The following is a 24,596-nucleotide window of genomic DNA, read 5'->3' as shown; positions in this document are numbered from 1 at the left end:
CACGGACTCAGAAGCTGTTGCGCCCGATGCCGTGATAGACGATGCCGGCTTGCTTCATCGTGCTCGGCTCGTAGAGGTTGCGGCCGTCGAAGATGACCGGCGACTTCATCAGCGACTTGAGCCGCTCGAGGTTGGGGCTGCGATAGGCCTTCCACTCGGTGATGATGATCAGTGCGTCCGCGCCGTCCAGCGCGCTCATCGGATCCTTGGGCGAGCAGTAGCTGATCTGCTCGACCAGCGAAGGCGCGTCCGCAAAGTCGAGTTGCAGCACGCGCCGGGTTTCCTCGACCGCGATCGGGTCATGCGCCACCACCTTGGCACCGGCACGCAGCAGCACGTCGATCACGACGCGGCTCGGTGCTTCGCGCATGTCGTCCGTATTCGGCTTGAAAGCCAGCCCCCACAGCGCAAAGGTCCGTCCACTGAGGTCGTTGCCGAATCGCGCGAGCACCTTGTTGGTCAGCGCGCGCTTCTGCTCGTTGTTGACGGCTTCCACGGCTTCGAGCACGCGCAGCGTCTGCCCGTTGCCCCGCGCGGTGCGCGTCAGCGCCTGGATGTCCTTGGGGAAGCAGCTTCCGCCGTAGCCAGTGCCGGCATACAGAAAGCTGTAGCCGATGCGCGGATCGGACCCGATGCCCTGGCGCACGGCTTCGATGTCGGCGCCCACGCGATCAGCCAGATTGGCCAGCTCGTTCATGAAGCTGATGCGTGTGGCGAGCATCGCGTTGGCGGCGTACTTGGTGAACTCCGCCGAGTGCACGTCCATCACCCGCGTGCGCTCGTGGTTCCGATTGAAGGGCGCATACAGCTTGCGCATCCAGCGCAGTGCCTCGCGGCCGTGTTCGTCGTCCGAATAGCCGATGACGATGCGGTCGGGCCGCATGAAATCCTCGACGGCCGCGCCTTCCTTCAGGAATTCGGGGTTGCTGACCACGGAGAAATGCAGGTCGGCGCGTCCGCGCTTGTCGAGCTCTTCCTGGATCACCGCCGTCACGCGATCGGCCGTGCCCACGGGCACCGTCGACTTGTCGACGATGACCTTGAAACTGTTCATGTATTTGCCGATGTTGCGCGCCGCGGCCAGCACATATTGCATGTCGGCGCTGCCGTCTTCGTCGGGCGGGGTTCCGACGGCGATGAACTGGATGTCCCCATGCGCCACGGCGGCTTCGATGTCGGTGGAAAAGGAAATCCGCTTGGCCGCGACGTTCGACTCGACGACTTCGGCCAGGCCAGGTTCGTAGATCGGAATGCCGCCCGAATTGAGCGTGGCGATCTTGCGTTCGTCCAGGTCGAGACAGAAGACGTGATTGCCGATGTCCGCCAGGCACGCGCCCGTGACAAGCCCGACATAGCCGGTGCCAATGATGGTGATATTCATGAGGTCAGGTCGCGGCAGGTTCCGCGAGGATCTTGTCGAAGTAGGCGATTGTCTGCTTGAGACCTTCGGCGAGCTGAGTGCGGGGCGCCCAGCCGTCGAGTTCCTTCTGCGCCACTGAAATGTCCGGCCGACGCTGCTTGGGATCGTCGGCAGGCAGCGGCATGCGCACCAGCTTGCTCTTCGAACCGGTGAGTTCGATGACCTTGCTCGCCAACTCCAGCATCGAGAATTCGCCGGGGTTGCCGATGTTGACCGGCCCGGGAACGTCGTCGCCGGTGTTCATCATGCGCATCATGGCTTCGACGAGATCGTCCACGTAGCAGAAGCTGCGCGTCTGGTGGCCGTCGCCGTAGATGGTGATGTCCTGGCCGCGGAGCGCCTGCACGATGAAGTTCGACACCACGCGGCCGTCGTTCATGTGCATGCGCGGTCCGTAGGTGTTGAAGATGCGCACGACCTTGATGCGCAGCTTGTGCTGGCGGTGATAGTCGAAGAACAGAGTTTCGGCGCAGCGCTTGCCTTCGTCATAGCAGCTTCGGATGCCGATCGGGTTCACACGGCCCCAATACGACTCGACCTGCGGGTGGATCTCCGGGTCGCCATAGACCTCGCTCGTGGAGGCCTGCAGGATCTTGGCGCGCACCCGCTTGGCCAGGCCGAGCATGTTGATCGCACCGTGCACGCTCGTCTTGGTGGTCTGCACCGGATCGTGCTGGTAGTGAACCGGCGAGGCGGGGCAGGCGAGATTGAAGATCTCGTCCACCTCGACATAGAGCGGAAAGGTCACGTCGTGCCGCATCAGTTCGAAGCGCGGGTGGTCGAGCAGGTGCTCGACATTGCGCTTCGTGCCGGTGAAGAAGTTGTCGACGCACAGCACGTCGTGCCCCTGTTCGAGGAGGCGGTCGCACAGATGGCTGCCGAGGAAACCGGCGCCGCCGGTGACGAGCATTCGCTTGGAGGCGTTGTATTGACGCATGCGCGTGATCACTCCGTAAAGATCAGTTCAGGGTTTGCTGGGTGCGTTTCTCGTACATCTTCGCGTCTATGAGCATGCGAAACCACAGCGCCTGGAAGAAGGCGAAGTAGAAGCCCCTCGTGCCATCCAGGAAGCCGAGCCGAAAAACATAACGGTAGACGAAATAGCTGAGTGAACGAAGTCCCGTGGGGAGCTTGTAATAGATTTCCTTGATGAAGCGCGTCCGTTCGCGCGCATCGCCTGTCAGCCGAGCTTGCAAGACTTTGTCGGATGGGGCGCGGGGGCCGAGCTTTTCCTTGGCTTCGGCATCGCTCCAGCGGTTGTGGCTGGCGATCCAGTCCGTCAGCCTCGCCGAGTTCTTGTCGTGCATGTAGCCGCTCAGCCGGCCCGGCTTCGCGGGGCTGATGAAGTGCTGGTCGTAGAGCCGGGATTCGCAGTGTCCGACGCCAGAGCGAAAGAGCCGCAGGTGCCAGGGGTTAACGCCGCTGAAACGCAGCATCTTGCCCATGAAGTAGTCGCGCCGTCTGATGAGGTACGCATCGAATTCAGGCGTGCCGGCCAGGACGGCGTTGATCTCCGCCACCGCCCGCTCGTCCAGCACTTCGTCCGCGTCCAGATGGAGTTGCCAGCCATACGACGGCTCGATCTGTGAAATGGCCCAGTTTCGCTGGTCGCTGTAGTTCGAAAACGGGCGCTGCACCACGGTGCAGCCGAGTTCGGCCAGGATCGCGGGCGTGCCATCCGTCGAATGCGAGTCGACGGCAAACACGTGAGGGCTCACCTTCTTCGCCTGGGACACGGTTTCCCGCACGATCGAGGCGGAGTTGAAAGTCAGGATGACGACGACGCAGCTGGGTGTTTCCATGAGTTAGACGCTAGATGTCGACCTTCGGGCGGCAGGTCTTGCTGAAGTGCAAGCGCGAAGCGTGCCAAACTTTAGCACTACAAACTTACAATTGGGAACACTCCCGACGGCCGACGCGGCCTCGCCCAAGGGCGTATTGCTCAGGAGAGGCGTGCGCGGTGCCGTGCGATCTGTTGGCGCACCTGGGCTGGCGCAGTCCCGCCGAGAACATTGCGCGCGGTCAGTGAGCCGCGCAAGCTCAGCACGCTGTAGACGTCCTTGTCGATGGTCGGATTGAAGCCCTGCAGCACGGCAAGCGGCAGCTCCGACAGGTCCACCTTGTGCGATATCGCTGCCTTGACGGCGTGCGCCACCGTCTCGTGAGCGTCGCGGAAGGGCAGGCCCTTCTTCACCAGGTAGTCGGCGAGGTCGGTTGCGGTTGCATAGCCGCGCAGGGCGGCGATTTCCATGGCTTCGGGCTTGACGGTGATTCCGCCCACCATCTCGGAAAAGATGCGAAGCGTGTCCTTGAGCGTGTCGACCGTGTCGAAGAGCGGCTCCTTGTCTTCCTGGTTGTCCTTGTTGTAGGCCAGCGGCTGCCCCTTCATGAGGGTGATGAGCGCCATCAAATGCCCGACCACGCGGCCCGTCTTGCCGCGCGCGAGTTCAGGGACGTCCGGATTTTTCTTCTGCGGCATGATCGAGCTGCCCGTGCAGAAGCGGTCGGCAATGTCGATGAAGCCGAAGGACTGGCTCATCCAAAGCACGAGCTCTTCGCTCAGCCGGCTGATGTGCACCATGGCGAGCGAAGCCGCGGCGGTGAATTCGATGGCGAAATCCCGGTCGCTCACGGCGTCGAGGCTGTTCTGGCAGACGCCGTCCATGCCCAGCGCCTTGGCAACGGCCTCGCGATCGAGCGGGTAGCTTGTCCCCGCCAAAGCGGCGGCGCCGAGCGGCAGCCGGTTGACCCGCTTGCGCACGTCGGCCATGCGCTCGGCATCGCGCGAGAACATCTCCACGTACGCCAGCATGTGATGCCCGAAGCTCACCGGCTGCGCAACCTGCAGGTGGGTGAAGCCCGGCATGATCACGTCGACGTTCTTGTCGGCGAGCTCGAGCAGCGACCTCTGAAGATCGACCAGCAACCCGCCGATGAGGTCGATCTCGCCGCGCAGCCAGAGCCGGACATCGGTCGCGACCTGGTCGTTGCGGCTTCGGCCAGTATGGAGCCGCTTGCCGGCGTCGCCGACCAATTGCGTCAGGCGCGCCTCGATGTTCAGGTGTACGTCTTCGAGATCGAGTTTCCAGTCGAAGCTGCCGGACTCGATTTCCTCTGAAATCTGCTTCATCCCGCGTTCGATTGCGGCGTGGTCCTGCGCGCCGATGATGCCCTGTGCTGCCAACATCGCCGCATGCGCCAGCGAACCCTCGATGTCTGCCTGCCACAGCCGCTTGTCGAAGAAGACGCTGGCGGTATAGCGTTTGACCAGGTCGCTCATCGGTTCGGAGAACAGGGCGGACCAGGCTTCGGATTTCTTGTCGAATTGGTTTTGGGTCATGGGAAACAGTCGGGAGGCAATAATGGGTTGGTCACCCAGTGTTTCATTGATGCGAAACCCGTCGATTTTATCGGCCACCCCTTCTTCGCCCACGCCTTCGCAAGCCGGTGTGCGAGCGCCGCTGCGCGACGGGTCGGTGGTTTTCGATGCGTGCCAGATCGGCGTGGTGCTGCGTGCGGTGCTGTTCGTCGAGACAGTCGTCGCGATTGTCGCGCTGTTTCTCGCGTCGACGATCGCCGAGTGGCTGCTGCTTGCAGCCACCGTGACAGGCGGCGCGCTGCCCGCGACCTTGCTCTGGCTGCTGGCTGCCTGTGCGCTCAAGAAGCTGCTGGGGCGATTGCCCCAGCGGGGGCAGTACGCAGCCGGTGCCATCCTCGGCGCTGCGTCAGGGCTCTACGGATGCGCCCTGCTTCGCCTGACCGGCGCGGTCGGCGTCGCCCCATGGATCGGCAGTGCCCTGGCGGGCGCGCTGTTCGCAAGCTTGATGATGGCGGCATTGATACTCCGGGCGCGCGGGCAGACGCCTGCCGCCACCACCGCGCGGCTCGAAGAGCTTCAGTCACGCATCCGGCCGCACTTTCTCTTCAACACCCTCAACAGCGCCATCGCGCTCGTGCGCGAAGAGCCCGCGAAAGCCGAGGCAATGCTTGAAGACCTGAGCGAGCTGTTCCGGCAGGCGCTCGCCGATCCCGGGGACTCGGTCACCCTTGCTGATGAAATCGCGCTGGCGCAGCGCTACCTTGCCATCGAGCAGGTGCGCTTCGGCGACCGCATGCGGGTGCGTTGGGACATCGATCCCGATGCCAATTCGGCTCGTCTGCCGCCACTGCTGTTGCAGCCCCTGGTGGAAAACGCGGTCAAGCATGGCGTGGAGCCGAGCCCTGAAGCTGCCAAGCTTCGCATCCGCACTGAACGCCGGGGCAGCCTGGTGCTGATCGAAGTCATCAACAGCCTTCCTCCACTGCGATGGGCGGACCAGCCCCTTCCGCGCGGCCACGGGATCGCGCTCGCCAACGTGCGCGACCGGCTGCGGCTTCTGCACGACATGCAGGCGCAATTCAGTGCCGGCATGGACCAGAAGCACTACCGTGTCCGCATTGCCATTCCCGCTGCATCATGAGCACTCTACGCACATTGATCGTCGATGACGAAGCCCTGGCGCGCTCGCGCATGCGCGCGCTGCTGGCCGAATGCCGGTCGCCCGCGGCCGAAGTGGTGGCCGAGGCCGCGAACGGTGATGTCGCGCTGAAATGCCTCTCTGCAACGCACTTCGACCTGGTGCTGCTGGATGTCCATATGCCCGGCATCGACGGCCTTGAACTTGCACGCAGTCTGCGCAGCCAGCAAGGTGCGCCGGCGGTGGTGTTCGTCACGGCCTATGCCGCTCATGCCGTGACAGCTTTCGACCTGGAGGCCCTCGACTACCTCACGAAGCCGGTAAGGGGCGAACGCCTTCAGCAAGCGCTGCAGAAGGTCGAGCGCCATCTCCGCGATCGCCGCGCCACCCCCCAGGCCGAGCCGCAGGACGTGCTGCTCATCCAGGACCGCGGGCGTACCGAAAGAGTGCCGCTGTCCGAAGTGCTGTATCTCAAGTCCGAGTTCAAGTACCTGACCGTTCGCACGGCATCTCGCAGCCATATCTTCGATGGCTCGCTTGCCGAGCTCGAAGAGCGCTACCCGGCGCGTTTTGTGCGCGTGCACCGCAATGCGCTGGTGGCACGCGGGGCGATCCGTGCGCTCGAAAAATACGATGATGGCGAGGATGCGGAAGGCTGGGCGTTGCGGCTGGACGGTATTCCCGAGCCGGTTGTGGTCTCGCGGCGTCAGCTGCCGACGGTTCGAGAAGTGTTGAAGGAGCCGCGATGAGCGCCGTGACCGAGTCCGACTTGAAGATCGAGAAAAAACTCGAAGTCGTCGAGGTCGAAGGCGAAGCCGAACTGGCGTCTGCAGAAAAGGCGAGCGAAAGAACCGGAGAGGAGGTTCCGTCCGCCGAAGAGCCGCCGACCGAACGCGTGCTGCTGCACATGCCGGTCGATGTGCGCAGCGCCTCATTGGTGCTGCTTGCCGTCCTCGCCAGTGTCTTCGCGCTGCATTGGGCAGCAGCGGTGTTCATTCCATTGATGGTCAGCCTGATGCTGACCTATGCCCTGTCGCCTCTGGTCGACCTGCTCGAACGCTGCAGGATCTCGCGCTGGATTGGCGCGGCCGTGATCCTGCTCGGCGTCGGCGGAGCTTTCGGCTGGACCGGCTATTCGCTTTACGGCAATGCCTCGGCGCTGCTCGATGCCTTGCCGGTTGCGGCGCAGAAGCTGAGGCTCGCGATGCGCACCAGCCCCCGCAACACGGACACGAGTGCCCTTGACACCGTGCAGAAGGCAGCCGCGCAGCTCGAGCAGGCGGCGGAAGAGAACTCGGCCAAGGTTGCGGCCCGCAAAGGCGTGGCTCGCGTGGTGATCGAGAAGCCGTCGTTCAATGTGAGTGACTATCTGTGGAGCGGCACGGTCGGCCTGATCGCCGCCGCCGGCCAGCTCACGCTCGTCGCCTTCCTGACGTTTTTCGCGCTGGGGTCGGGGGACACGTTTCGCCGCAAGCTCGTGAAGATCACAGGGCCCAGCTTGGAGAAGAAAAAGATCACGGTGCACGTGCTGAACGACATCACCAAGAACATCGAGCGCTACCTGATGGTGCAGATCCTGACCAGCGCGCTGGTCGGCGTTGCCACCGGCATCTCCTTCTGGGGCATCGGACTCGAGAACGCGGCGGTCTGGGGCATTGTTGCGGCGGTGACCAACCTCATTCCGTACATTGGCTCGGTCATCGTCATGGCCGCCGCCGGGCTGGTGTCATTCCTTCAATTCAACAGCATCCAGATGGGGCTGCTGGTGGGGGGCGTTTCGCTGTTGATCCACACGCTGGTGGGCAACCTGCTCGTTCCGTTTCTCACGAGCCGCTCGAGCCGCATGAATCCCGTCGCCGTGTTCGTCGGGGTGATTTTCTGGGGCTGGCTCTGGGGCATTTGGGGGCTTCTGCTCGGCATTCCGATCATGATGGTCGCCAAGGCCATCTGCGACCACATCGAGGATCTGCAGCCGATCGGAGAGCTGCTGGGCGAGTAGCTCCCCGATCGGCCTTTCTAGCCGGTGTTTCGAAGCCCTGCGGCCACGCCGTTGATCGACATGTGGATGCCACTGCGAAGGCGTTCATCGACCTGGCCAGCGCGATAGCGTCGCATCAGCTCGACTTGCAGGTGGTGAAGCGGATCGATGTAGGGAAAGCGATGGCGGATCGAGCGCTGCATCTCAGCATTCCCCTCCAGCCGCTGGCGCGCGCCGGTGATCAGAACGAGGGCGTCCGACGTGCGGTGCCATTCGGCCTCGATCATCGAAAAGACCTTCTGCCGAAGCTTGCGCTCGGCCACGAGTTCCGAATAGCGCGACGCCAGGGCCAGATCGCTCTTGGCGAGCACCATGTCCATGTTGGACAGCAGGGTGCGAAAGAACGGCCATTGCGCATACATGCGTTGCAGCAGCGCCTGGCGCTCCTTGCGCGCGGCCGGATTGCCAGCCGCCAGGAACTGCTCGATGGCGGAACCGAAGCCGTACCAGCCCGGCAGCGTGAGCCGGCATTGCCCCCAGCTGAAACTCCACGGCACGGCGCGAAGGTCTTCGATGCTGCGGCTTGGATTGCGCGAAGCGGGGCGCGAGCCGATGTTGAGTTCGGCGATTTCGCGGATCGGCGTGGCGCTGAAGAAGTAGTCGCCGAAACCGGGCGTCTCGTAGACCAGCGCGCGGTAGGCGGCCATGCTGGCGGCCGAGAGTTCTGCCGCCGCGGCCATGAAGGTGCTTGGCGCCGCCTTGGCCGTCGGCAACAGCGTGGCTTCGAGCGTGGCCGCGACCAGGGTCTCGAGGTTGCGCCGGCCGATCTCGTGGTTGGCGTACTTGGACCCGATCACTTCGCCTTGCTCGGTCAGCCGGATCTGCCCGCGCACGGTGCCGGGCGGCTGCGCAAGGATTGCCTGGTAGCTGGGGCCGCCGCCACGGCCCACAGTGCCGCCACGGCCATGGAACATGCGCAGGCGGATCGGCACGCGGCTCTCCGCATTCAATTCGTCGAACAATGCCACGAGGGCCAGCCCGGCGCGATAGAGCTCCCAATTGCTGGTGAAGATCCCGCCGTCCTTGTTGCTGTCGCTGTAGCCGAGCATCACGTCCTGCTCGGCGCCCGAGCGCTGGATCAGGGCATGGATGCCGGGCAGGGCATAGAAGGCGCGCACGATCGGCGCGGCGTTTCGCAAGTCTTCGATCGTCTCGAAGAGCGGCACCACGATCAGGTCGCAGGTGGCGTTGCCGCGCGCAGCGCCGGGCCGCCCCAAGCCAGCGCGCTCCCCCTCGGGGGGCAGCAAGGACACGTCAGTGCCGTGCGTGGGGGCACCACCACCCAAGGTGCCGCGCAGCAAGCCAACCTCTTTTTGAAGAAGCAGCGCTTCGAGCAGGTCGCTCACGGTTTCGGTGTGGCTGATGATGTAGTGACGGATGGCCGCCGCGCCGAACCTCGCGCGCGCGGCGCGGGCCGCCGCAAAGATGGCGAGTTCGCTCTTCGCGAGCGGCGAGTAGTCGGCATCGGGAACGCGCAAGGGGCGCGCATCGTCCAGCAGACGCAGCAGCAGCGTCTGCTTGGCTTCTTCGGGCAGCGCGGCGTATTCGGGCTCGATGCGCGCATTGGCGAGGAGCTCGGCCACCACTGCCTCGTGCTTGTCCGAGCTTTGCCGGAGGTCCACCGTGGCGAGATGGAATCCGAACACCTCCACTGCGCGGATGAGCGGATGCAGACGTGAAGAGGCCAGCACGGCGCCGTGCTGATCCACCAGGGACTCTTCGATGGTGTGCAGATCGGCGAGGAACTCCTCGGCCTTGAGGTACGGATTCTGCGGCGGCACGGCGTGGCGAGCGGCTTGCCCGCCGGTCAGATCACGCAGCGTGGCTGCCAGCCGCGCATAGATGCCGGTCAGCGCGAGGCGGTAGGGTTCGTCGACGCGATGCTCGTTCTTGTCGGGCGAGCGCTCGGCCATGGCCTGCATCTCCACCGACACGTCCACCAGCGTGGCCGACAACGAAAGCTCGCCGCCGAGGAAGTGCACTTCGGTCAGGTAATGGCGCAATGCCAGCTCGGCTTGGCGACGCAGGGCGTATTCCAGAGTCTCGGCGGTCACATTGGGGTTGCCGTCGCGGTCGCCTCCGATCCACTGGCCCATGCGAAGAAAAGGCGCCACGGGAGGCGCGCTGCCGGATCCGTTGCCCAGCGCTTTCTCAAGCTCGGCATACACGCGCGGAATCTCGCGCAGAAAGGTCGCTTCGTAATAGCTGAGTGCGTTCTCGACCTCATCGGCCACCGTCAGCTTGGAAAAGCGCAATAGGCGCGTCTGCCACAACTGGGTGACGCGGGTGCGCATCTGCTTCTCGTTCTCGGCGTATTCGATGGGCGTGAGGGCATCTTTCTTGCCGGCGAACGCGAGCTGGCGCAGCGCGATGTCGTCGCGCGCCGCGAGCAGTTGTGCGATGGCGCGCTCGGCGTCGAGGATGCTCTTGCGTTGCACCTCCGTCGGATGTGCCGTGAGCACCGGAGACACATAGCTGTGCGCGAGCGATTCGACCACGGCTTCGGGCTTGATGCCGGCTTTGCGGATGCGTGCGAGGGCGACCGCCAGGCTGCCTTCGGCGCTTTCTCCGGCCCGTTCGGCCTCGGTGCTGCGGCGGATCTGGTGCCGGTCTTCGGCGAGGTTGGCCAGATGGCTGAAGTAAGTGAACGCGCGAATGACCCTGACCGTCGCCTCGGCGCTCAGACCCTTGAGCAGATTCTTGAGCGCTCGGTCCGCGGCATGGTCCGCGTCGCGCCGAAAGGCAACGGACAGCTTGCGGATCTTCTCGACGAGTGCATAGCTCTCCTCGCCTTCCTGCTCGCGGATCACGTCGCCCAGGATGCGTCCGAGCAATCGGATGTCGGCAATCAGCGGCAGGTCTTCGTCACTGGGCCTGCGCTTGGCGGCAGCAGGGGCGGGGGTCGTCTTCATGCGAATCTTCTCCTCGTCAGGTCGGCCTGCGGCAACGTTGCTGCGGCGCAACATGCTAGCATCCCTGCAGGTACTCTCTCTCACTGGAACGGTCTTGAGCAACATCGTGATCGCCACGCGCGAAAGCCGCCTGGCAATGTGGCAAGCCGAGCATGTCAAGGCGCTGCTGCAAGAACAGGGCCACACCGTCAGTCTGCTCGGCATGACGACGCGTGGCGACCAGATCCTGGATCGCTCGCTCAGCAAGGTTGGCGGCAAGGGCCTGTTCGTCAAGGAACTCGAACTCGCGCTCGAAGAAGGGCGCGCCGACATCGCCGTGCACTCATTGAAGGATGTGCCGATGGATCTTCCCGAAGGCTTCGCGCTCGCCTGCGTGCTGGAGCGCGAAGACCCGCGCGATGCCCTGGTCTCGCCGCGCTATGCCTCTCTCGACGAACTGCCTGCGAACGCTGTTGTCGGTACTTCGAGCTTACGGCGCGTGGTGCTGCTGCGTGCACTGCGCCCTGACCTCCGCATCGAGCCTTTGCGCGGCAACCTCGACACGCGCTTGCGCAAGCTCGATGAAGGGCAGTACGACGCCATCGTGCTCGCAGCCGCCGGGCTCAAGCGGCTCGATCTTGAATACCGCATCCGCGAAACATTCGAGCCCGACACCATACTTCCCGCTGCGGGACAGGGCGCACTGGGCATCGAAATCCGGGCAGATCGCGCGGACCTCATCAACCTGCTCGCGCCGTTGTCGAGCCGCACCGACGGAATTGCCACGGCCGCCGAACGCGCAGTGAGCCGCGCCATGGGCGGTAGTTGTTCAATGCCGCTCGCGGCGCACGCCCGATGGCAGTCGAACGGCGCATTGCGCATCGATGCCGCCTGGGGCGACCCTGAGGGCGTGACGCCGCTGGTGCGCGTGCATGCCGTGGCCGAGGCGGCTGATCTTGCCCAGGCTGGCGCGCTTGGTGACTCCGCCGCCAGGATGCTGCGCGCCGCTGGCGCCCGTTGAGACCATGCCGCGGCGAGTGATCGTCACGCGTCCTGCCGCAGAGGCGGTGAAATGGGTGCATGCGTTGGGTTCGGAGGGATGGGATGCGCTTGCGTTGCCGCTGATCACCATCGCCCCGCTCCATGACCGGACGTTGCTTGACGCTGCACGCCAGCGTGTCGGCGAATACGACGCCTTGATGTTCGTGAGCGCGGCAGCCGCCGGCCATTTCCTTCGCGAGTCGGAGGTCGATGCGGCCGTTCGCTGCCGCTTCTGGGCGACCGGGCCCGGCACGACCCGTGCACTGTGCGAAGCGGGCGTGCCTGGGTCGTCCATTGATGCTCCGGCCTCCGATGCCGCGCAATTCGATTCTGAGGCGCTCTGGCAGCTCGTGCGAGGCCAGGTGCGGCCGGGCACCCGCGTGCTGATCGTTCGCGGCGGCGACGCGTCCGGGCAAGCGACCGGTCGCGACTGGCTCGCTCGCGAAATCACGGAGGCAGGCGGCATCTGCGAAGGCGTGGCCGCTTACCGGCGCGTGAGCCCCAGCTTCAGCGAGGATGAGCGGCGGCTCGCGGCCGAAGCTGCAACGGGTTCCGCAATCTGGCTGTTCAGCAGTTCGGAAGCGATCACCAATCTGCAGCGGATGACCCCCGGTATCGCATGGCACGACGCGAGCGCAATTGCCACGCACGAACGCGTGGCGGACGCCGCGCGTGCAGCGGGTTTTGGGCGCGTGATCGTCTCCAGCCCATCCCTGGCGGCACTGATCGCATCGATAGAATCCTGCGCATGAGCGACGCTTCCGTCCTGATCGAGCCCATGCCGGATTCCACTGTCCGCCCCCCTGTGCAAGCCGCTTCCCTGTCCGGCGCATCAGCCGCTGCCTTGCTGTGGAGATTGCTGATCGGATTGCTTGCGGTCGTGGCGCTGGTTGCGCTCATCATTTCGCTGGCGCTGTGGCAAAGAGTCAGCGGCATGCAGGAGCAGCTGGCGCGCCAAAGCGCCGATGCCCTGGCACAGTCCCTCGAGGCGCGCACATTGGCCCGCCAGGCCCAGGAGATCGTTCGCGATACGGCCGGCCGACTCGCACTCGTGGAGACGCGCGTCGGCGAAGTCGCGCTTCAGCGTTCCCAACTCGAAGAGCTCATGCAAAGCCTCTCGCGCTCGCGCGACGAGAACCTGGTGGTCGATATCGAAGCGGCCATTCGGTCGGCATTGCAGCAAGCGCAGGTCACTGGCAACGTGCAGCCGTTGCTGGCGGCCCTCAAGGCCGGCGATCTGCGGATCGACCGCGCCGGGCAACCGCGCCTCGCGCCGCTGCAGCGTGCGATGCAGCACGATGCCGACAGGCTCCGCGCCAGTGCCAACGCCGATGCCGGCGACGCGCTCCGGAGACTCGACGACTTGATCCGCAGCGTCGACGACCTGCCAGTTGCCAATGCTGTCTCCGCGGGCGGCAGAGGCGTGAATTCGCTTCAGTCCGAACCCTTGCCGCCCGGCGCGCCATGGTGGAGGCGTTTCCTCCTGCTGGTCCAGAACGAAGCGCGTTCGCTGCTGCGTGTCGGCCGTGTGGACCGACCGGAAGCGGTGCTGCTCACGCCTGACCAGACCTTCTTCCTTCGGGAGAACCTGAAGCTCAAGCTGCTCAACGCGCGGCTTTCCGTGCTGTCGCGCCAGGTGGAAACGGCCCGCGGAGAGCTGGCGTCCGTCTCGACGTCGATCAATCGCTATTTCGATCCGGCATCGCGCCGCGTGCAGGCTGCGGCGACGATGCTTCAGGAGATTCAGGGGCAACTGAAGACCAGCGAGCCACCGCGGGTCGATGAAACCTTGGCCGCGCTTGCCACCGCGGCCGCCGGTCGCTAGGCCCATGCGCGCAGCTCTCTGGCTTCTCGGACTGTTCGCCGTCGCGGCCGCCGTTGCCCTTTTTGCGGGCAACAACCAGGGCACGATCACCGTGTTCTGGCCGCCATGGCGAGTTGATCTGTCGCTGAACTTGGTGCTGTTGCTCCTGCTGGTGGCCTTCGTTTTCCTGCACTTCGCTTTGCGTGGTCTTTCGGCGCTGTTTTCGCTGCCGAGGCAAGCGCGCCAATGGCGCCTGCAGCAAAAGGAGCGCGCGTTGCACGGCGCGCTGCTCGATTCGGCCGTGCAGCTTCTGGCGGGGCGCTTCTCGCGCGCGCGCAAGGCGGCACTCGCTGCGCTGGTCCAGGAAAGGACGCTTGCCGCACTGGACGCCAAGCTTCCGCAGGCGCACCAGGTTCGCGTGATGGCGCATCTTTTGGCGGCTGAAAGTGCCCAGGCCCTTCAGGACCGGGCCGCGCGTGACGCCCACCTTCAGCAGGCGCTCAATGAGAGCGCGGAGCGCGGACTGATGGTCACTCCGGAGACGCGCGAGGGCGTGCAGTTGCGCGCTGCCCGATGGGCCCTCGACGATCGCGATGCGCCGGCTGCGCTGGCACGCCTCGAAGAGCTGCCGCACGGCGCCCAGCGGCGGACGCTGGCGCTGAGGCTGCGCCTGAAGGGCGCGCGGCAGGATGGGCGGACGCTGGAGGCGCTCGAAACCGCTCGGCTGCTGGCGAAGCATCGGGCGTTTTCGCAGTCGGCGGCGCAAAGTATCGTGCGCGGCCTGGCGACCGAGCTGCTGTCGAGCGTGCACGATCCGGCCCAACTGATGCGCGCATGGAGTGCATTCGAAGACTCCGAGCGCGAAATGCCTGAGGTCGCAATCCATGCCGCACAACGCATGGTGGCACTGCGCGGCGACCTGACGGTGGCGCGCGCGTGGCTCCTGCCGATCTGGGAACGCATGGTTCAGCAGCCGCAGAGTCTGGGCGAATCCCTGCGTGTGAAACTGGTACGGGCGCTTGAAGCGGGGCTTGATTCGGTCGACGCAGAGTGGCTCGCCCGCATTGAATCAGCGCAGAAGAACAACCCGCGCGACCCCAACCTGCAATACCTTGCCGGCATGGCCTGCATGAAGCGGCAGCTTTGGGGCAAGGCCCAACAGTTGTTGACTCGGGCAGGACTGGGCCTACAGGACGCTAATTTACACAGGCGTGCCTGGCAAGCGCTTGCGCAACTGGCCGAAGCTCGCGACGATGCCGATCAGGCTTCCGCAGCCTGGAAGCGTGCCGCGCAAACCGAAAGCCCCTGAGGCCGCGCGGCCGGCTGCGGAAAAGTGCTATTGAATCAATAGCATGCCGATGAGGGCACATTGGCCGTAGAGAGGGTCGGGCATTCTGGACGACGTCCCGACCGGCCTTTTTCCTACGCCGCCCTCTACCTAATGAACTACGCCAAGAAAGGGTTTGAGTGCCAGCCTTAGCTGAGGTACAGTGCGTAACTGTTTGCAAAAGTATTCATTCTTGGGTCACGATGAGGTCGGTCTTGAAACGTTTTTCACTACACGCCGCTTGTTTGCTTGCTGTCGGTCTCCTGGTACAGGGGTGCGCGCCGCTGGCGCCAGGCTTCCGCTCCGCGGGCAACGATGCCGCTAAAGCCGTTTCGCCTTCCGGCTTCTCGACGGCCGAGATCGATCCCCCGCCGGCTGGCGCCATCACCGAGATCACGCCGCAATTGATCCAGGCCCAGCGCGCTGCGACGCAGAAGACCACATTGGGTACGGAAATCATGGGCTTGCTCGGCGAGCCGGGCCCGTACCGACTCGGCCCCGGTGACGTCGTCGGCATCACCGTGCTGGACCACCCGGAAATCGTGTTCAGCGGCGTCCCTGCGACAACCGTGGCCGACCCGGCCAGCGTTTCCCCGGCGCCTGGCTTCATCGTGTCGAACACTGGCCAGTTGAGCTTCCCGTACGCCGGCTCGCTCGTGGTCACCGGCATGACCATCCAGGAAATGGAAGATGCGCTGGTCAAGCGGCTGTCGCGCGTCTACCGAAACCCGCAACTGAGCGTCCGTGTGGAGGCTTTCCGGAGCAAGCGGGCCTACATGGAAGGCGAGATCCGGCAACCTGGCTTGCTCGTGTTCACCGACATCCCGATGACGCTCTCCGAGGCGATCAATCGCGCTGGCGGCATATTGCCGTCGGGCGACCGCTCGTCCATCAATCTGACGCGCGACGGCAAGACGATTCGGCTCAACCTGATGGCCATGGCCGACGCAGGGATCGATCCGAGCCGCATTCCCTTGAAATCGGGGGACATGATCTACGTGCGCAACCGCGATGAAAGCAAGGTCACCGTGATGGGTGAAGTGACCCAGCAGCTTGGCATCCTGATGCGCAACGGCTATCTCTCGCTCAATGACGCCCTGACGGAAGTCGGCGGTCTGAACCTGACCACGGCGAATCCGCTGCAGATCTACGTCATCCGCAACGAAGAGAAGGGCGGCCAGTCGATCTTCCATCTCGACGCGGCGACGCCAACGGCGATTGCAATGGCGAACGGCTTCGACCTTCGTCCGAAGGATGTGGTGTACGTGGACCCTGTTCCGCTGGTGCAGTGGAACCGCGTGCTTAACCTGATTCTTCCGACCGCGACCACCGCGACCACGTATCGCGCGGTCGTCAGGCCGGTGCAATAGGCGCGCAACGTGAGCATTCGAAATGTCCTCATCGTGTGCATTGGAAACATCTGCCGCAGTCCGATGGCGACCGGGTTGCTGGGCGCTGCCTTGCCGCAAGCACAGCTCTCCTCGGCCGGCCTCGAGGCCTTGGTCGGGCAGCCGCCGGACCCGATCGCCTGCGACTTGATGAAAGAGCGGGCGGTCGACATTGCCGGCCATCGCGCGCAGCAGGTCAACAAGGACATGTGCCAGCGGGCCGACCTGATCCTGGTGATGGACCGCGAGCAACGGCGCGAGATCGAGACGCGCTATCAATTTTCAAAGGGCAAGGTATTTCGGCTTTGCGAGTTCAGCGATCAGGACGTGCCCGACCCCTATCGCGAGGGCCGCGATGCATTCAGGAGCGCTCTGGCGCTGATCGAGGACGGTACCCAGCAGTGGGCCAAACGCATTTCTAGAGTATCCAGTTGATGAACTCCTCATTCACACCCAAGACCGGACCCACTCCGAGTCCCAATCCAAGTCCCAGCTCGTTCGGCCCTACCGAGGAGGAGGACTTCGACCTCGGGCGCTACGTCGAGGTGCTGCTTGCAAACAAGTGGTTGATCGCCGCTATCACGCTCGTGGTGTTCGCGGTCGGCTTCGTCTACGCGTTCCTGGAGAGGCCGGTCTATGAAACCAACATGGTCATCCAGGTCGAGGAGCCGGACGCGAGCGGCAAGGGCGTGCTGAGCGAGGCCGGAGGCCTGATCGACCTGAAGACGCCCGCGAGCGCGGAAATCGAAATTCTCCGCTCGCGCTTGATTGCGACCCAGGCGGCGGAAGCGACGCGGCTCTACATCGTCGCGGGTCCGCGCTACATCCCCTACATCGGTGGCTGGTTGGCACGCCGCTCCACCGGCCTCTCGGACCCGGGCTTTCTATGGCTCGACGGCTATGTTTCGGGCCAGGAAGCCATCGCGGTGGATCAGTTCGACGTGCCGGTCGAGTTGGAGGGCGCGCTCTTCACGATCACTGCAAAGGGCGACAACAACTTCACTCTCTCAGGCCCGGGCTTGACCGAGCCGGTCGCCGGCACCGTGGGCGCGCCCCTGAAGACTGAATCCACGCGCGGGCCGATCGAACTGGTCGTGACCAAGCTGGCCGGCAAGTCCGGCGCGAACTTCAACCTCCAGCGACTGGCCAAGCTGCCGACCATTCTCGGCCTGCAGAGCAGCCTCAGCCTGACGGAACGCGGCAAGGCTTCCGGCATCATCAATGTCTCGCGGGAAGACACCGACCCGTACCGCTTGACGCGGATCCTGAGTGCGGTCGGCGACCAGTACGTCAAGCAGAACATCGAACGCAAATCGGCGGAGGCGCAGAAGACGCTCGCCTTCCTCGACGTCCAGTTGCCGCAATTCAAGAAACAACTCGAGGCTTCGGAAGAGGTCTACAACCGCTATCGGAACCAGAAGGGCACGGTGGCTTTCACCGAGGAAGCCAACCTCGTGCTCGGCCAGGCCGTCGACCGCCAGACGAAGCTGCTCGAGGCAGAGCAGCGCCGGCGTGAACTGGAAAGCCGCTTCACCTCGGCGCACCCGTTGATCCAGACGCTGGACTCGCAGATCGCGGCCCTCAAGACGGACATGGGCGACATCCAGGCGAAGATCAAGGGCCTGCCAGCGATCCAGCAGGAAGCCGTGCGCATGGAGCGCGACGTCAAGGTGAACACCGAGCTTTACCAGTCGCTGCTGAACAACGCGCTGCAGTTGCGCCTGGTCAAGGAAGGCAAGGTCGGCAATGTCCGCGTGCTCGACCAGCCCGTGCTGCCGCTCTATCCGATCAAGCCGAAGCGCAACGTGATCATGGCCGCGGCCCTGGCGCTGGGGCTGTTCCTTGGCATCGTCGCCGCGTTCGTGCGCAACGCCTTTGTGGAGCGCCGCATTCGCGATCCATACGAGGTCGAGGCCAACAGCGGCTTGCCGGTGTTCTCTTCGATTCCGATGAGCGCCAACCAGGACGCCATTGCCAAGCGGCGCCTGACCGGCGCGACGGGCGTCAGGCTGCTCGCGATCGAGCATCCGGACGACCCTGCCGTCGAGAGCCTTCGCAGCTTGCGTACGGCAATGCAGTTCGCGATGCTGGAGTCACCCAACAACCGGGTGCTGATCACGGGACCGACACCGGGCGTCGGCAAGAGCTTCGTCTCGGCCAACTTCGCCGCGCTGATGGCTGCTGCCGGGCGCCGCACCTTGCTGATCGACGCCGACCTGCGACGCGGCCACACGCACCAGTATTTCGGCTTGCAGCGCCACGGCGGGCTTTCGGAGTTGATCGCCGGCAGCTTGACCGTTCAGCAGACTGTGCACCGGCAGGTGGTTCCGGGCCTCGATTTCCTGGCGACCGGCCAACTGCCTCCAAACCCGGCCGAGCTGTTGGTGTCCGACTCGTTCAAGTCGATGCTGGAACGCCTGTCGGAGCAATACGACCTCGTTGTCATCGACACGCCGCCGGTGCTGGTGGCGGCCGACACGAGCACGGTTGCTGCGCATACCGGCACCGTGCTGCTGGTGGCGCGATCCGATCTTTCGACCATGGGTGAAATCAAGGAAAGCACACGACGGCTTTCAATGGGCGGCAAGGTCGCCACTGGTGTGCTGCTGAACGCGATGAATATCGGGCGCAGAGGCTACACCGCCTACAAGTACGGCCGCTATCGCCACACCAACTACAACTACGAGAGCATCCTGCCCGAAGAGCAGTGAAGCATTAGCGTCGACGGGGCGATAAAGGAGCGGCGGCGTCAGCCGCCGGAGCCTGAGCCGTTGACGCAGGCCACCAGATCCTGCTCGAACTGCTTGAGCACGGCGTCACGATCGAAGCGTTCTTCGGCATAGCGCCGCGCCGTGAGGCCAAGTTCACGTCGCAATTCAGGCTTCGATGCGAGTGAAACCACGGCGGCGGCGAAGGCTGCCGGATCGTCGGGGGCAACCGCAATCCCGCAACGCGAGGCGACTTGGCCGAGTTCGGTCTCGGGCCGCGCCCCGGCCACCACGGGCCTGCCGCTGCTCAACATGCCCGTGAGCTTGGATGGCATCACGAGGTCCGCCGCATCGGCGCGCTGTGGCAGCAGATGGATGTCCGCAAGCCCCAGAAGATCACCGAGACGTTCCCTCGGCTGAAGATCGAGAAATCGCACGTTCGACAGCTTTTCGCATCGCCGCATGAGTTCTGCGCGGCCCGCGCCGTTTCCGCAGAACACGAACTGCAGTTCAGGCCGGCCTGCCAGCGCGGAAGCAGTCTCCGCCAGCGTCTCCAGCCCTTGCTTGGCGCCCATGTTTCCAGAATAGAGGGCGACCACCGCATCCGACGCGATGCCCAACTCGGCGCGATACGGGCTTTCCGCACTGAGCGGCCGAATGCCGGAGACATTGGCCCAGTTGGGGAGCGAGACGAGGCGCGCCTCGTCGATGCCCTTGCTGCTCGCGCGCTCCCGCATGCGCAATGAAATCGTCGATATGCGGTCGAAGCGTCGCATCAGGCCGCGTTCGACTGAAGTAACCAGTGATCGCAGCCGCGCGCCCTTGAGCAAACCCAGTTCGAACGCCGCATCCACTTCGTAGTCCTGGATGTGCAGCCATGCCTTGGCTGAACGAAGACGCGCAAACGCCAGGGCGGCGGGCGAGCAGAACAAGGGGGGCTCGGTGACCCAGACCACATCGGGCTTCCACTTCCATTGCGCCAGAAGGGCTGGAATGCTGGTCAAGGCAAAGCTGCCCAGGTGGAGCAGGCGGCGCAGCCCGGTCACCTTGCGGGGCACCCAGAGCGGCGTACGAATGACCGTCGCTCCATGCCAGTCTTCGCGGGCATAGCGCGATGCACTGTAGGCGGGCCAGACGGCCCAGTCGGGGTAGTAGGGCGGCGCCGTGACCACGCGCACTTCGTGCCCTTGCGCAGTCAGCCAGGCGACCATTTCACCGGTGTATTTGCCGATGCCGGTCAGTTCAGGCGCGAAGTTGATACCGTAGACGAGAAGCTTCATTGACCCTCAGGCGGCATTCCGATGCTCGCTCGGCGCGCGCTCGATGGGGCCGAAGTGCGAGGTGCCGGGAGAGTGGTCACCGATGATACGAACCAGCGTTTCCGCCACCTGTCCGATCTGGAATCGTTCCTGGAAGCATCGCAGTGCCGCGATGCGCATGGCGGTCACTTCCGCGCTCTGCAACGCCAGCCAGCGCTGGAGCAGATCGACGGTGCCTTCGAGCGTGTCGGCCGCGACGATACCCGCGCCGTCGTTCATGATTTCGCGCCAGATGTTCACCTTGTCGCTGATGAGCACGGGCTTACCGCAAGCGAGCGCTTCGACCACGGCAATGCCGAAGTTCTCCTGGTGCGAGGGCAGGCAGAACACGTCGGCGGCGTAGAACGCTCCCCACTTGAGATCGCCGGAGAGCATCCCCGTCCAGCAGATGCGCGAAGCGATGCCCAGCTCCTGGGCGCGACTCTTCAGCCGGCCGACGATGTCGTCATCACCCGGGCCGGCCATCACCAGATGCAGGTCTGGCGAGTCGGCGAGCACGCGCGCAAACGCATCCACCAGCAGATCGCCGCCCTTTTTTTCATGGATGCGGCCGAGGTAGAGCACAAATCGCTTGCCTTGAAGCTCGGGATATGCCGACAGGAACGTCGATGAGAGGGTTCGGCCATTCGAAGGCGGTGTCGAGGTTCCGTACGAGCCGACGACTTCGCGCGCCCTGTAGAGCCAGAACGATTCGCGCGCGAGCAGGCGTTCTTCTTCACATGTGAAGATCACCGCCGCGGCGTCGCGCAACACGCGGTATTCGCCCCAGGGCCAATACAGCCACTTCTTCATGTGCTTGAGCGGGTAGCGGCGCTTGAACCATGGGTCCAGCATGCCGTGTGTATAGACGAAGTACGGTGTCGTCGAACTGCGCAGCGCGCGCCATGCGGCAAGCCCGGTGTATTGCCAGAGGCCGTTGACGATCACCGCGTCGTACTCGTCGGCATGCGCCTGCAGCCAGGGGACCACGCGATCGTTGTAGAGATAGCTGCCGCGCGAGGGTCCGAGCGCGGTGACCTGGCCGGGAAACCCGGTCACGTGATCCGCATCGGGGCTGTCGAGCGTGATCAGATCACCCTGGTGCCCAAGCTCCGCGAGGGCATCCCGAAGCCGCCTGACGCCTTCGACGGTGCCGCCGCCACGCGGATCGACCGATGGAACGAAGTGGAGCAGTCTCACGTTTGAGAGATACGACGCGGAAAGATCTCGAGCCTCGGGTAGCGGAAGACCAGGAGGGCGAAGGCGAGCACGATGCCGAACAGGCCGTTGGCGGTCAACTGACCGCTCGACTGCCACGTCAATATGGCCAGCGTAGCGGCGAGCCAGACGATCAAGGGATAGGGTGAGTTCGTCTTTGCGCTAAGGCGCAGGCTCTTGAAGATGCCGACTCCGATGACCATGATCTTCAAGAACGTATAGGCGAAGCCCAGGAGGCCGCCTTCGAGCAAGATGCGCCCGCCCTCGGATTCGGCCAGCGCGAAGGCCTCCGAAGTGCCGACGCGCACGAAGGTCGCCAAGTTCGAACCGTAGCCTACGCCGCTGCCTAACCAGCCGACCGCCTTGTAGACGTCCGATTCGCCGAACAGGATCGTGAGAACGCGACCCCAGAAGTTTTCCGCTTCCGACGCTTGTTCAAAACGAGTTTGGGTGACGCTGATCGACTCTTGAAAGAAGTAGGCGAAGAGCGCGAAAAGCGCCACTGCGGCAACGACGGCGAGAGCAGCCGCCGGCTTGTGCTGGACTTTCGAGAAAAAGAGCCGGCCGGCAAGGTAGGCCACGAACATCATTCCTGACGAGATCACGGCGGTTCTCGAGCCGCTCACCAGCGCCCCCACGGCGAAGGCCGTGAAGACCGCGAGCGCGAACATGAATTGCCAGGTGCGGTTCTTGCGCGCCGACAAGATACCGAAAACCAGCGGTGCGATCGTCGTCATGAAGGTGGCATAGCCGGACGTGAAACTGAACGTGCCGGTTGTGCGCACGACCCCGACCACGGCGACGAAGATCCCTTCCTCGTCTGTGGTGTCCAACTGTGTGTTGATGCGGGCACCTGGCGGAGAGAAGTGCTGCACCACGGCAAGCGGCGCCATCACCAGCATCATGCAGGCGCCTGCGATGATCGAAGCCCGGTAGTCGGCCTCGGTCAAGCTCGCAAAGGCAGCCACCGCGAACCAGCTATAGAGCAGCCAGAAGCGCAAGCCGATGATGAGGATGGTCGGCGAGCTCTCGCTTCCGACGAGTTGCAGCAGCCCCCATCCGAGCACCAGGCACGACCAGGCGATCATCACGGACACGACCTTCATCTGCCGTCTCAGGTGGCCGTATCTCCATGCGTGAAAGATCAAGAGTAGCGCCGTGACGTCGCGCAGCAGGATCAGCGGCAACGTGACCGAAGACGCCAGCCATTTCCGCAATGCGCCTTCGAAAACGATGATCACGAACACCGTGAGGAACATCCAGCCGGCGCGGCTGAGCGCCAGCGACTTGTTCAAAGCCCGCGGAAAGGCGGAGTTGGCGAGCGTGGCGCTCATGGCAACGGCTTTTCCGGATTCATCGAGCCCTTGTCGGATGCCGGGAAAGCATCGGCCGAAGCGACGAGCGGACCCTTGCTGCGCCCGATCCAGGCTTCGTAGGGCGCCAGGAAGATCACGGGGTCGTAGTCGAGGTCGCGCGGCCGCACGTCCAGGCGAATGCTGGCGGGATTGCCCGTCGCAACCGCCAGCGGTGGAACGTCCTTCGCGACCACGGCGCCAGCACCGACGACGGCGCCATAGCCTATCGTGACGCCCGGCAGAATCGTCGCACCGACGGCGATCCACGCGTAGTCGTCGATACGAACGGGCTTTCGGAACTGGCGCCAGGTCGGATCGCCGACGTGGTGACTCCCAGTGAGGATCGTCACCCGGTCGTTGATGACCACCCGCGAGCCGATGGTGACCTTTTCAAGGGCGACGATTTCCACCGAGCGGGCGATGAATGTCCGCTCCCCGATGCTGATGTTGGCGCCGGGCCCCTTCAGGTCGGGCGAGTCCAGCACTGAAAGCCGTCCAATCTGAGTGCCTCTTGAACGCAGCTTGCGCCTGTGCCAGGTCATGGACATGAGCGCGCGGAACTGAAGTGCACGTTTCGCCCAGACCACCACCCAGCGCCTCGAACCCAGTTCGGGGCGCTCGCGTGACGTCCAGAGAAATTGCAGGTCGTTCACTTTACTTTTGGACCTCGGTCACCAAAGTCTTCAACGCGGACACATGCGCATCGATGCGATGGGGTTCATACCACTGGCGCGCCTCGCGGCCGATGGCCAGTGTGTCCGAAGTCGCAGGGTCCAGCGAGGCGAAGCCCGCAGCATAGTGCACGCTGGGCCGCAGCCCGTCATGGGCGTCGTATTCCTTCGAAAGCAAGACAGGGCAGATGCCATGCGCGCAGTAGGCGGCAAAGACGCCGCTCTTGGAAACGTAGTCCGTGGGATAGGCGAGGGCGCCGCAACTTGCCTGCGACAACTCCTTGCTGACCTGGTCTGCCGAAAGCTTTCCGTGCGATACGACGCCTTCTGCTCGAAGCCGCTGGACGAGCAACGGGTCCTGCGAAGCGGGCCCGATGTCATGGATTTCCAGGCCGGACTTCCTGGCCCAGCGGAAAACCTCGCCCTCGGCCCATCGGTAGACATTCGCACGAACGCCTGCGCTGCCGAAGACGACGAGCCTCGGAAGTCTCTCGGCATCGATCGATTGCGGCTCTCCGACGTTTGAAAAAACCGGCAGCACCCGATGGGGCGTGCCTTGGCGTTGGTCGAGCAGCCAGCGAGCCGACTCGTCCCGATTGGTCAACCAGAAGTCTGAAACGGACACCAACTCGCGCGCGATCCGCTTCTGAATGCTGTTGAGCCAGAACGCCGAGCCCCAAGGCGGCCCGAACGCAAAAAGTTCATGGAAGACGACGCCGAAGGAGCCGAACTGCGAACGCAGGCTGTCAATCCTCTTGAGGAGCCACAGGGGCACGCCCCTTTTCTGGAAGCCGTAGCCGCTGAAGTGGAGCAGCAGAAGATCGCCGGACCACGATGATGAGTCTGTGTCCGGCGTGAGTTCGAGCGGCGGAGCGTGAAGCGGACCTGCGATGGTGCTCGCATAGTCCTGCACGCCACCGCCGCCGGGGGGAATCAATGAAACCGATGATCTTTGCATGTTGGCGAACCCGGCCCGGCAA

The 24,596-nt window shown here is 64.2% G+C and carries 20 protein-coding genes; 10 read left to right on the top strand and 10 right to left on the bottom strand.

Annotated elements, in window-relative coordinates; translation table 11 throughout:
- Nucleotides 1-7 precede the first annotated feature (7 nt).
- The 4 genes from AC1DSF_RS16845 to argH all read right to left on the bottom strand — a co-directional run bounded on the left by AC1DSF_RS16845 (nt 8) and on the right by argH (nt 4,760).
- A complete protein-coding gene (locus AC1DSF_RS16845; protein ID WP_478127343.1) occupies nt 8-1,381 on the bottom strand; it encodes a UDP-glucose dehydrogenase family protein in 1,374 nt (457 codons plus the stop codon).
- 4 nt (nt 1,382-1,385) lie between these two features.
- Nucleotides 1,386-2,357, bottom strand: a complete 972-nt coding sequence (locus tag AC1DSF_RS16840; protein ID WP_478127342.1) for a UDP-glucuronic acid decarboxylase family protein — start codon at nt 2,355-2,357, stop codon at nt 1,386-1,388.
- A 22-nt stretch (nt 2,358-2,379) separates the two neighbouring features.
- Nucleotides 2,380-3,222, bottom strand: a complete 843-nt coding sequence (locus AC1DSF_RS16835; RefSeq protein ID WP_478127341.1) for a glycosyltransferase family 2 protein — start codon at nt 3,220-3,222, stop codon at nt 2,380-2,382.
- A gap of 140 nt (nt 3,223-3,362) precedes the next feature.
- Complete coding sequence (gene argH, locus AC1DSF_RS16830) at nt 3,363-4,760, bottom strand: argininosuccinate lyase (protein ID WP_478127340.1); 1,398 nt, start codon at nt 4,758-4,760, stop codon at nt 3,363-3,365.
- A 22-nt stretch (nt 4,761-4,782) separates the two neighbouring features.
- Between argH and AC1DSF_RS16825 the strand changes: the two genes are divergently transcribed.
- The 3 genes from AC1DSF_RS16825 to AC1DSF_RS16815 are packed head-to-tail and all read left to right on the top strand — an operon-like array spanning nt 4,783 to nt 7,876.
- A complete protein-coding gene (locus tag AC1DSF_RS16825) occupies nt 4,783-5,880 on the top strand; it encodes a sensor histidine kinase (RefSeq protein ID WP_478127339.1) in 1,098 nt (365 codons plus the stop codon).
- Nucleotides 5,877-6,626 (top strand): LytR/AlgR family response regulator transcription factor, encoded by a 750-nt coding sequence (locus AC1DSF_RS16820; protein ID WP_478127338.1) that lies wholly within the window; start codon nt 5,877-5,879, stop codon nt 6,624-6,626. Before AC1DSF_RS16825 ends, AC1DSF_RS16820 begins: the two co-directional genes overlap by 4 nt.
- A complete protein-coding gene (locus AC1DSF_RS16815) occupies nt 6,623-7,876 on the top strand; it encodes an AI-2E family transporter (protein WP_478127337.1) in 1,254 nt (417 codons plus the stop codon). Before AC1DSF_RS16820 ends, AC1DSF_RS16815 begins: the two co-directional genes overlap by 4 nt.
- A 17-nt stretch (nt 7,877-7,893) precedes the next feature.
- Here the strand turns inward: AC1DSF_RS16815 and ppc are convergent, their stop codons facing one another.
- Nucleotides 7,894-10,827, bottom strand: a complete 2,934-nt coding sequence (gene ppc, locus AC1DSF_RS16810; protein ID WP_478127336.1) for a phosphoenolpyruvate carboxylase — start codon at nt 10,825-10,827, stop codon at nt 7,894-7,896.
- Between the two features lie 52 nt (nt 10,828-10,879).
- Here ppc and hemC point away from each other — a divergent pair, with 52 nt between their 5' ends.
- The 7 genes from hemC (at nt 10,880) to AC1DSF_RS16775 (ending at nt 19,077) form a co-directional block, all read left to right on the top strand.
- Nucleotides 10,880-11,827: a hydroxymethylbilane synthase gene (hemC, locus tag AC1DSF_RS16805; RefSeq protein WP_478127335.1), complete on the top strand. Its 948-nt coding sequence runs from the start codon at nt 10,880-10,882 to the stop codon at nt 11,825-11,827.
- Between the two features lie 4 nt (nt 11,828-11,831).
- Entirely contained in the window at nt 11,832-12,599 is a 768-nt protein-coding gene (locus AC1DSF_RS16800; protein ID WP_478183143.1) for a uroporphyrinogen-III synthase, read from the top strand.
- Nucleotides 12,596-13,672 carry a uroporphyrinogen-III C-methyltransferase gene (locus AC1DSF_RS16795; protein ID WP_478127333.1) on the top strand — a complete coding sequence of 359 codons (1,077 nt, stop codon included), beginning with the start codon at nt 12,596-12,598 and terminating at the stop codon, nt 13,670-13,672. Before AC1DSF_RS16800 ends, AC1DSF_RS16795 begins: the two co-directional genes overlap by 4 nt.
- Nucleotides 13,673-13,676: 4 nt before the next feature.
- Nucleotides 13,677-14,960, top strand: a complete 1,284-nt coding sequence (locus AC1DSF_RS16790) for a heme biosynthesis HemY N-terminal domain-containing protein (protein WP_478183142.1) — start codon at nt 13,677-13,679, stop codon at nt 14,958-14,960.
- A gap of 233 nt (nt 14,961-15,193) precedes the next feature.
- The gene (locus AC1DSF_RS16785; protein ID WP_478127331.1) at nt 15,194-16,348 is read left to right on the top strand and encodes a polysaccharide biosynthesis/export family protein; all 1,155 of its coding nucleotides are present in this window, start codon (nt 15,194-15,196) and stop codon (nt 16,346-16,348) included.
- A gap of 15 nt (nt 16,349-16,363) precedes the next feature.
- Nucleotides 16,364-16,801: a low molecular weight protein-tyrosine-phosphatase gene (locus AC1DSF_RS16780; protein ID WP_478145887.1), complete on the top strand. Its 438-nt coding sequence runs from the start codon at nt 16,364-16,366 to the stop codon at nt 16,799-16,801.
- Nucleotides 16,801-19,077 (top strand): polysaccharide biosynthesis tyrosine autokinase, encoded by a 2,277-nt coding sequence (locus AC1DSF_RS16775; RefSeq protein WP_478183141.1) that lies wholly within the window; start codon nt 16,801-16,803, stop codon nt 19,075-19,077. The genes AC1DSF_RS16780 and AC1DSF_RS16775 overlap by 1 nt, the downstream gene beginning before the upstream one ends.
- 38 nt (nt 19,078-19,115) lie before the next feature.
- Here the strand turns inward: AC1DSF_RS16775 and AC1DSF_RS16770 are convergent, their stop codons facing one another.
- The 5 genes from AC1DSF_RS16770 to AC1DSF_RS16750 are packed head-to-tail and all read right to left on the bottom strand — an operon-like array spanning nt 19,116 to nt 24,574.
- Nucleotides 19,116-20,354 carry a WcaI family glycosyltransferase gene (locus tag AC1DSF_RS16770; protein ID WP_478127329.1) on the bottom strand — a complete coding sequence of 413 codons (1,239 nt, stop codon included), beginning with the start codon at nt 20,352-20,354 and terminating at the stop codon, nt 19,116-19,118.
- A gap of 6 nt (nt 20,355-20,360) precedes the next feature.
- On the bottom strand, nt 20,361-21,572 hold the full coding sequence (locus AC1DSF_RS16765) for a glycosyltransferase (RefSeq protein WP_478127328.1): 1,212 nt from the start codon (nt 21,570-21,572) through the stop codon (nt 20,361-20,363).
- Nucleotides 21,569-22,924, bottom strand: a complete 1,356-nt coding sequence (locus AC1DSF_RS16760; RefSeq protein WP_478183140.1) for a hypothetical protein — start codon at nt 22,922-22,924, stop codon at nt 21,569-21,571. The genes AC1DSF_RS16765 and AC1DSF_RS16760 overlap by 4 nt, the downstream gene beginning before the upstream one ends.
- On the bottom strand, nt 22,921-23,598 hold the full coding sequence (locus AC1DSF_RS16755; RefSeq protein WP_478127326.1) for an acyltransferase: 678 nt from the start codon (nt 23,596-23,598) through the stop codon (nt 22,921-22,923). Before AC1DSF_RS16755 ends, AC1DSF_RS16760 begins: the two co-directional genes overlap by 4 nt.
- A 1-nt stretch (nt 23,599) precedes the next feature.
- Nucleotides 23,600-24,574, bottom strand: a complete 975-nt coding sequence (locus tag AC1DSF_RS16750) for a hypothetical protein (RefSeq protein ID WP_478127325.1) — start codon at nt 24,572-24,574, stop codon at nt 23,600-23,602.
- Nucleotides 24,575-24,596 lie beyond the last annotated feature (22 nt).

The organism is Variovorax sp. 01N429 (assembly GCF_056399425.1).
Note: the sequence above shows the minus strand (reverse complement) of the source record. Positions and strands in the feature narration are given on the sequence as shown.

Coding starts and splice junctions, on each gene's coding strand:
- AC1DSF_RS16845 (WP_478127343.1), bottom strand. CDS start 1,381: ATGAATATCACCATCATTGGCACCGGCTATGTCGGGCTTGTCACGGGC.
- AC1DSF_RS16840 (WP_478127342.1), bottom strand. CDS start 2,357: ATGCGTCAATACAACGCCTCCAAGCGAATGCTCGTCACCGGCGGCGCC.
- AC1DSF_RS16835 (WP_478127341.1), bottom strand. CDS start 3,222: ATGGAAACACCCAGCTGCGTCGTCGTCATCCTGACTTTCAACTCCGCC.
- argH (WP_478127340.1), bottom strand. CDS start 4,760: ATGACCCAAAACCAATTCGACAAGAAATCCGAAGCCTGGTCCGCCCTG.
- AC1DSF_RS16825 (WP_478127339.1), top strand. CDS start 4,783: ATGGGTTGGTCACCCAGTGTTTCATTGATGCGAAACCCGTCGATTTTA.
- AC1DSF_RS16820 (WP_478127338.1), top strand. CDS start 5,877: ATGAGCACTCTACGCACATTGATCGTCGATGACGAAGCCCTGGCGCGC.
- AC1DSF_RS16815 (WP_478127337.1), top strand. CDS start 6,623: ATGAGCGCCGTGACCGAGTCCGACTTGAAGATCGAGAAAAAACTCGAA.
- ppc (WP_478127336.1), bottom strand. CDS start 10,827: ATGAAGACGACCCCCGCCCCTGCTGCCGCCAAGCGCAGGCCCAGTGAC.
- hemC (WP_478127335.1), top strand. CDS start 10,880: ATGCTAGCATCCCTGCAGGTACTCTCTCTCACTGGAACGGTCTTGAGC.
- AC1DSF_RS16800 (WP_478183143.1), top strand. CDS start 11,832: ATGCCGCGGCGAGTGATCGTCACGCGTCCTGCCGCAGAGGCGGTGAAA.
- AC1DSF_RS16795 (WP_478127333.1), top strand. CDS start 12,596: ATGAGCGACGCTTCCGTCCTGATCGAGCCCATGCCGGATTCCACTGTC.
- AC1DSF_RS16790 (WP_478183142.1), top strand. CDS start 13,677: ATGCGCGCAGCTCTCTGGCTTCTCGGACTGTTCGCCGTCGCGGCCGCC.
- AC1DSF_RS16775 (WP_478183141.1), top strand. CDS start 16,801: ATGAACTCCTCATTCACACCCAAGACCGGACCCACTCCGAGTCCCAAT.
- AC1DSF_RS16770 (WP_478127329.1), bottom strand. CDS start 20,354: ATGAAGCTTCTCGTCTACGGTATCAACTTCGCGCCTGAACTGACCGGC.
- AC1DSF_RS16760 (WP_478183140.1), bottom strand. CDS start 22,924: ATGAGCGCCACGCTCGCCAACTCCGCCTTTCCGCGGGCTTTGAACAAG.
- AC1DSF_RS16750 (WP_478127325.1), bottom strand. CDS start 24,574: ATGCAAAGATCATCGGTTTCATTGATTCCCCCCGGCGGCGGTGGCGTG.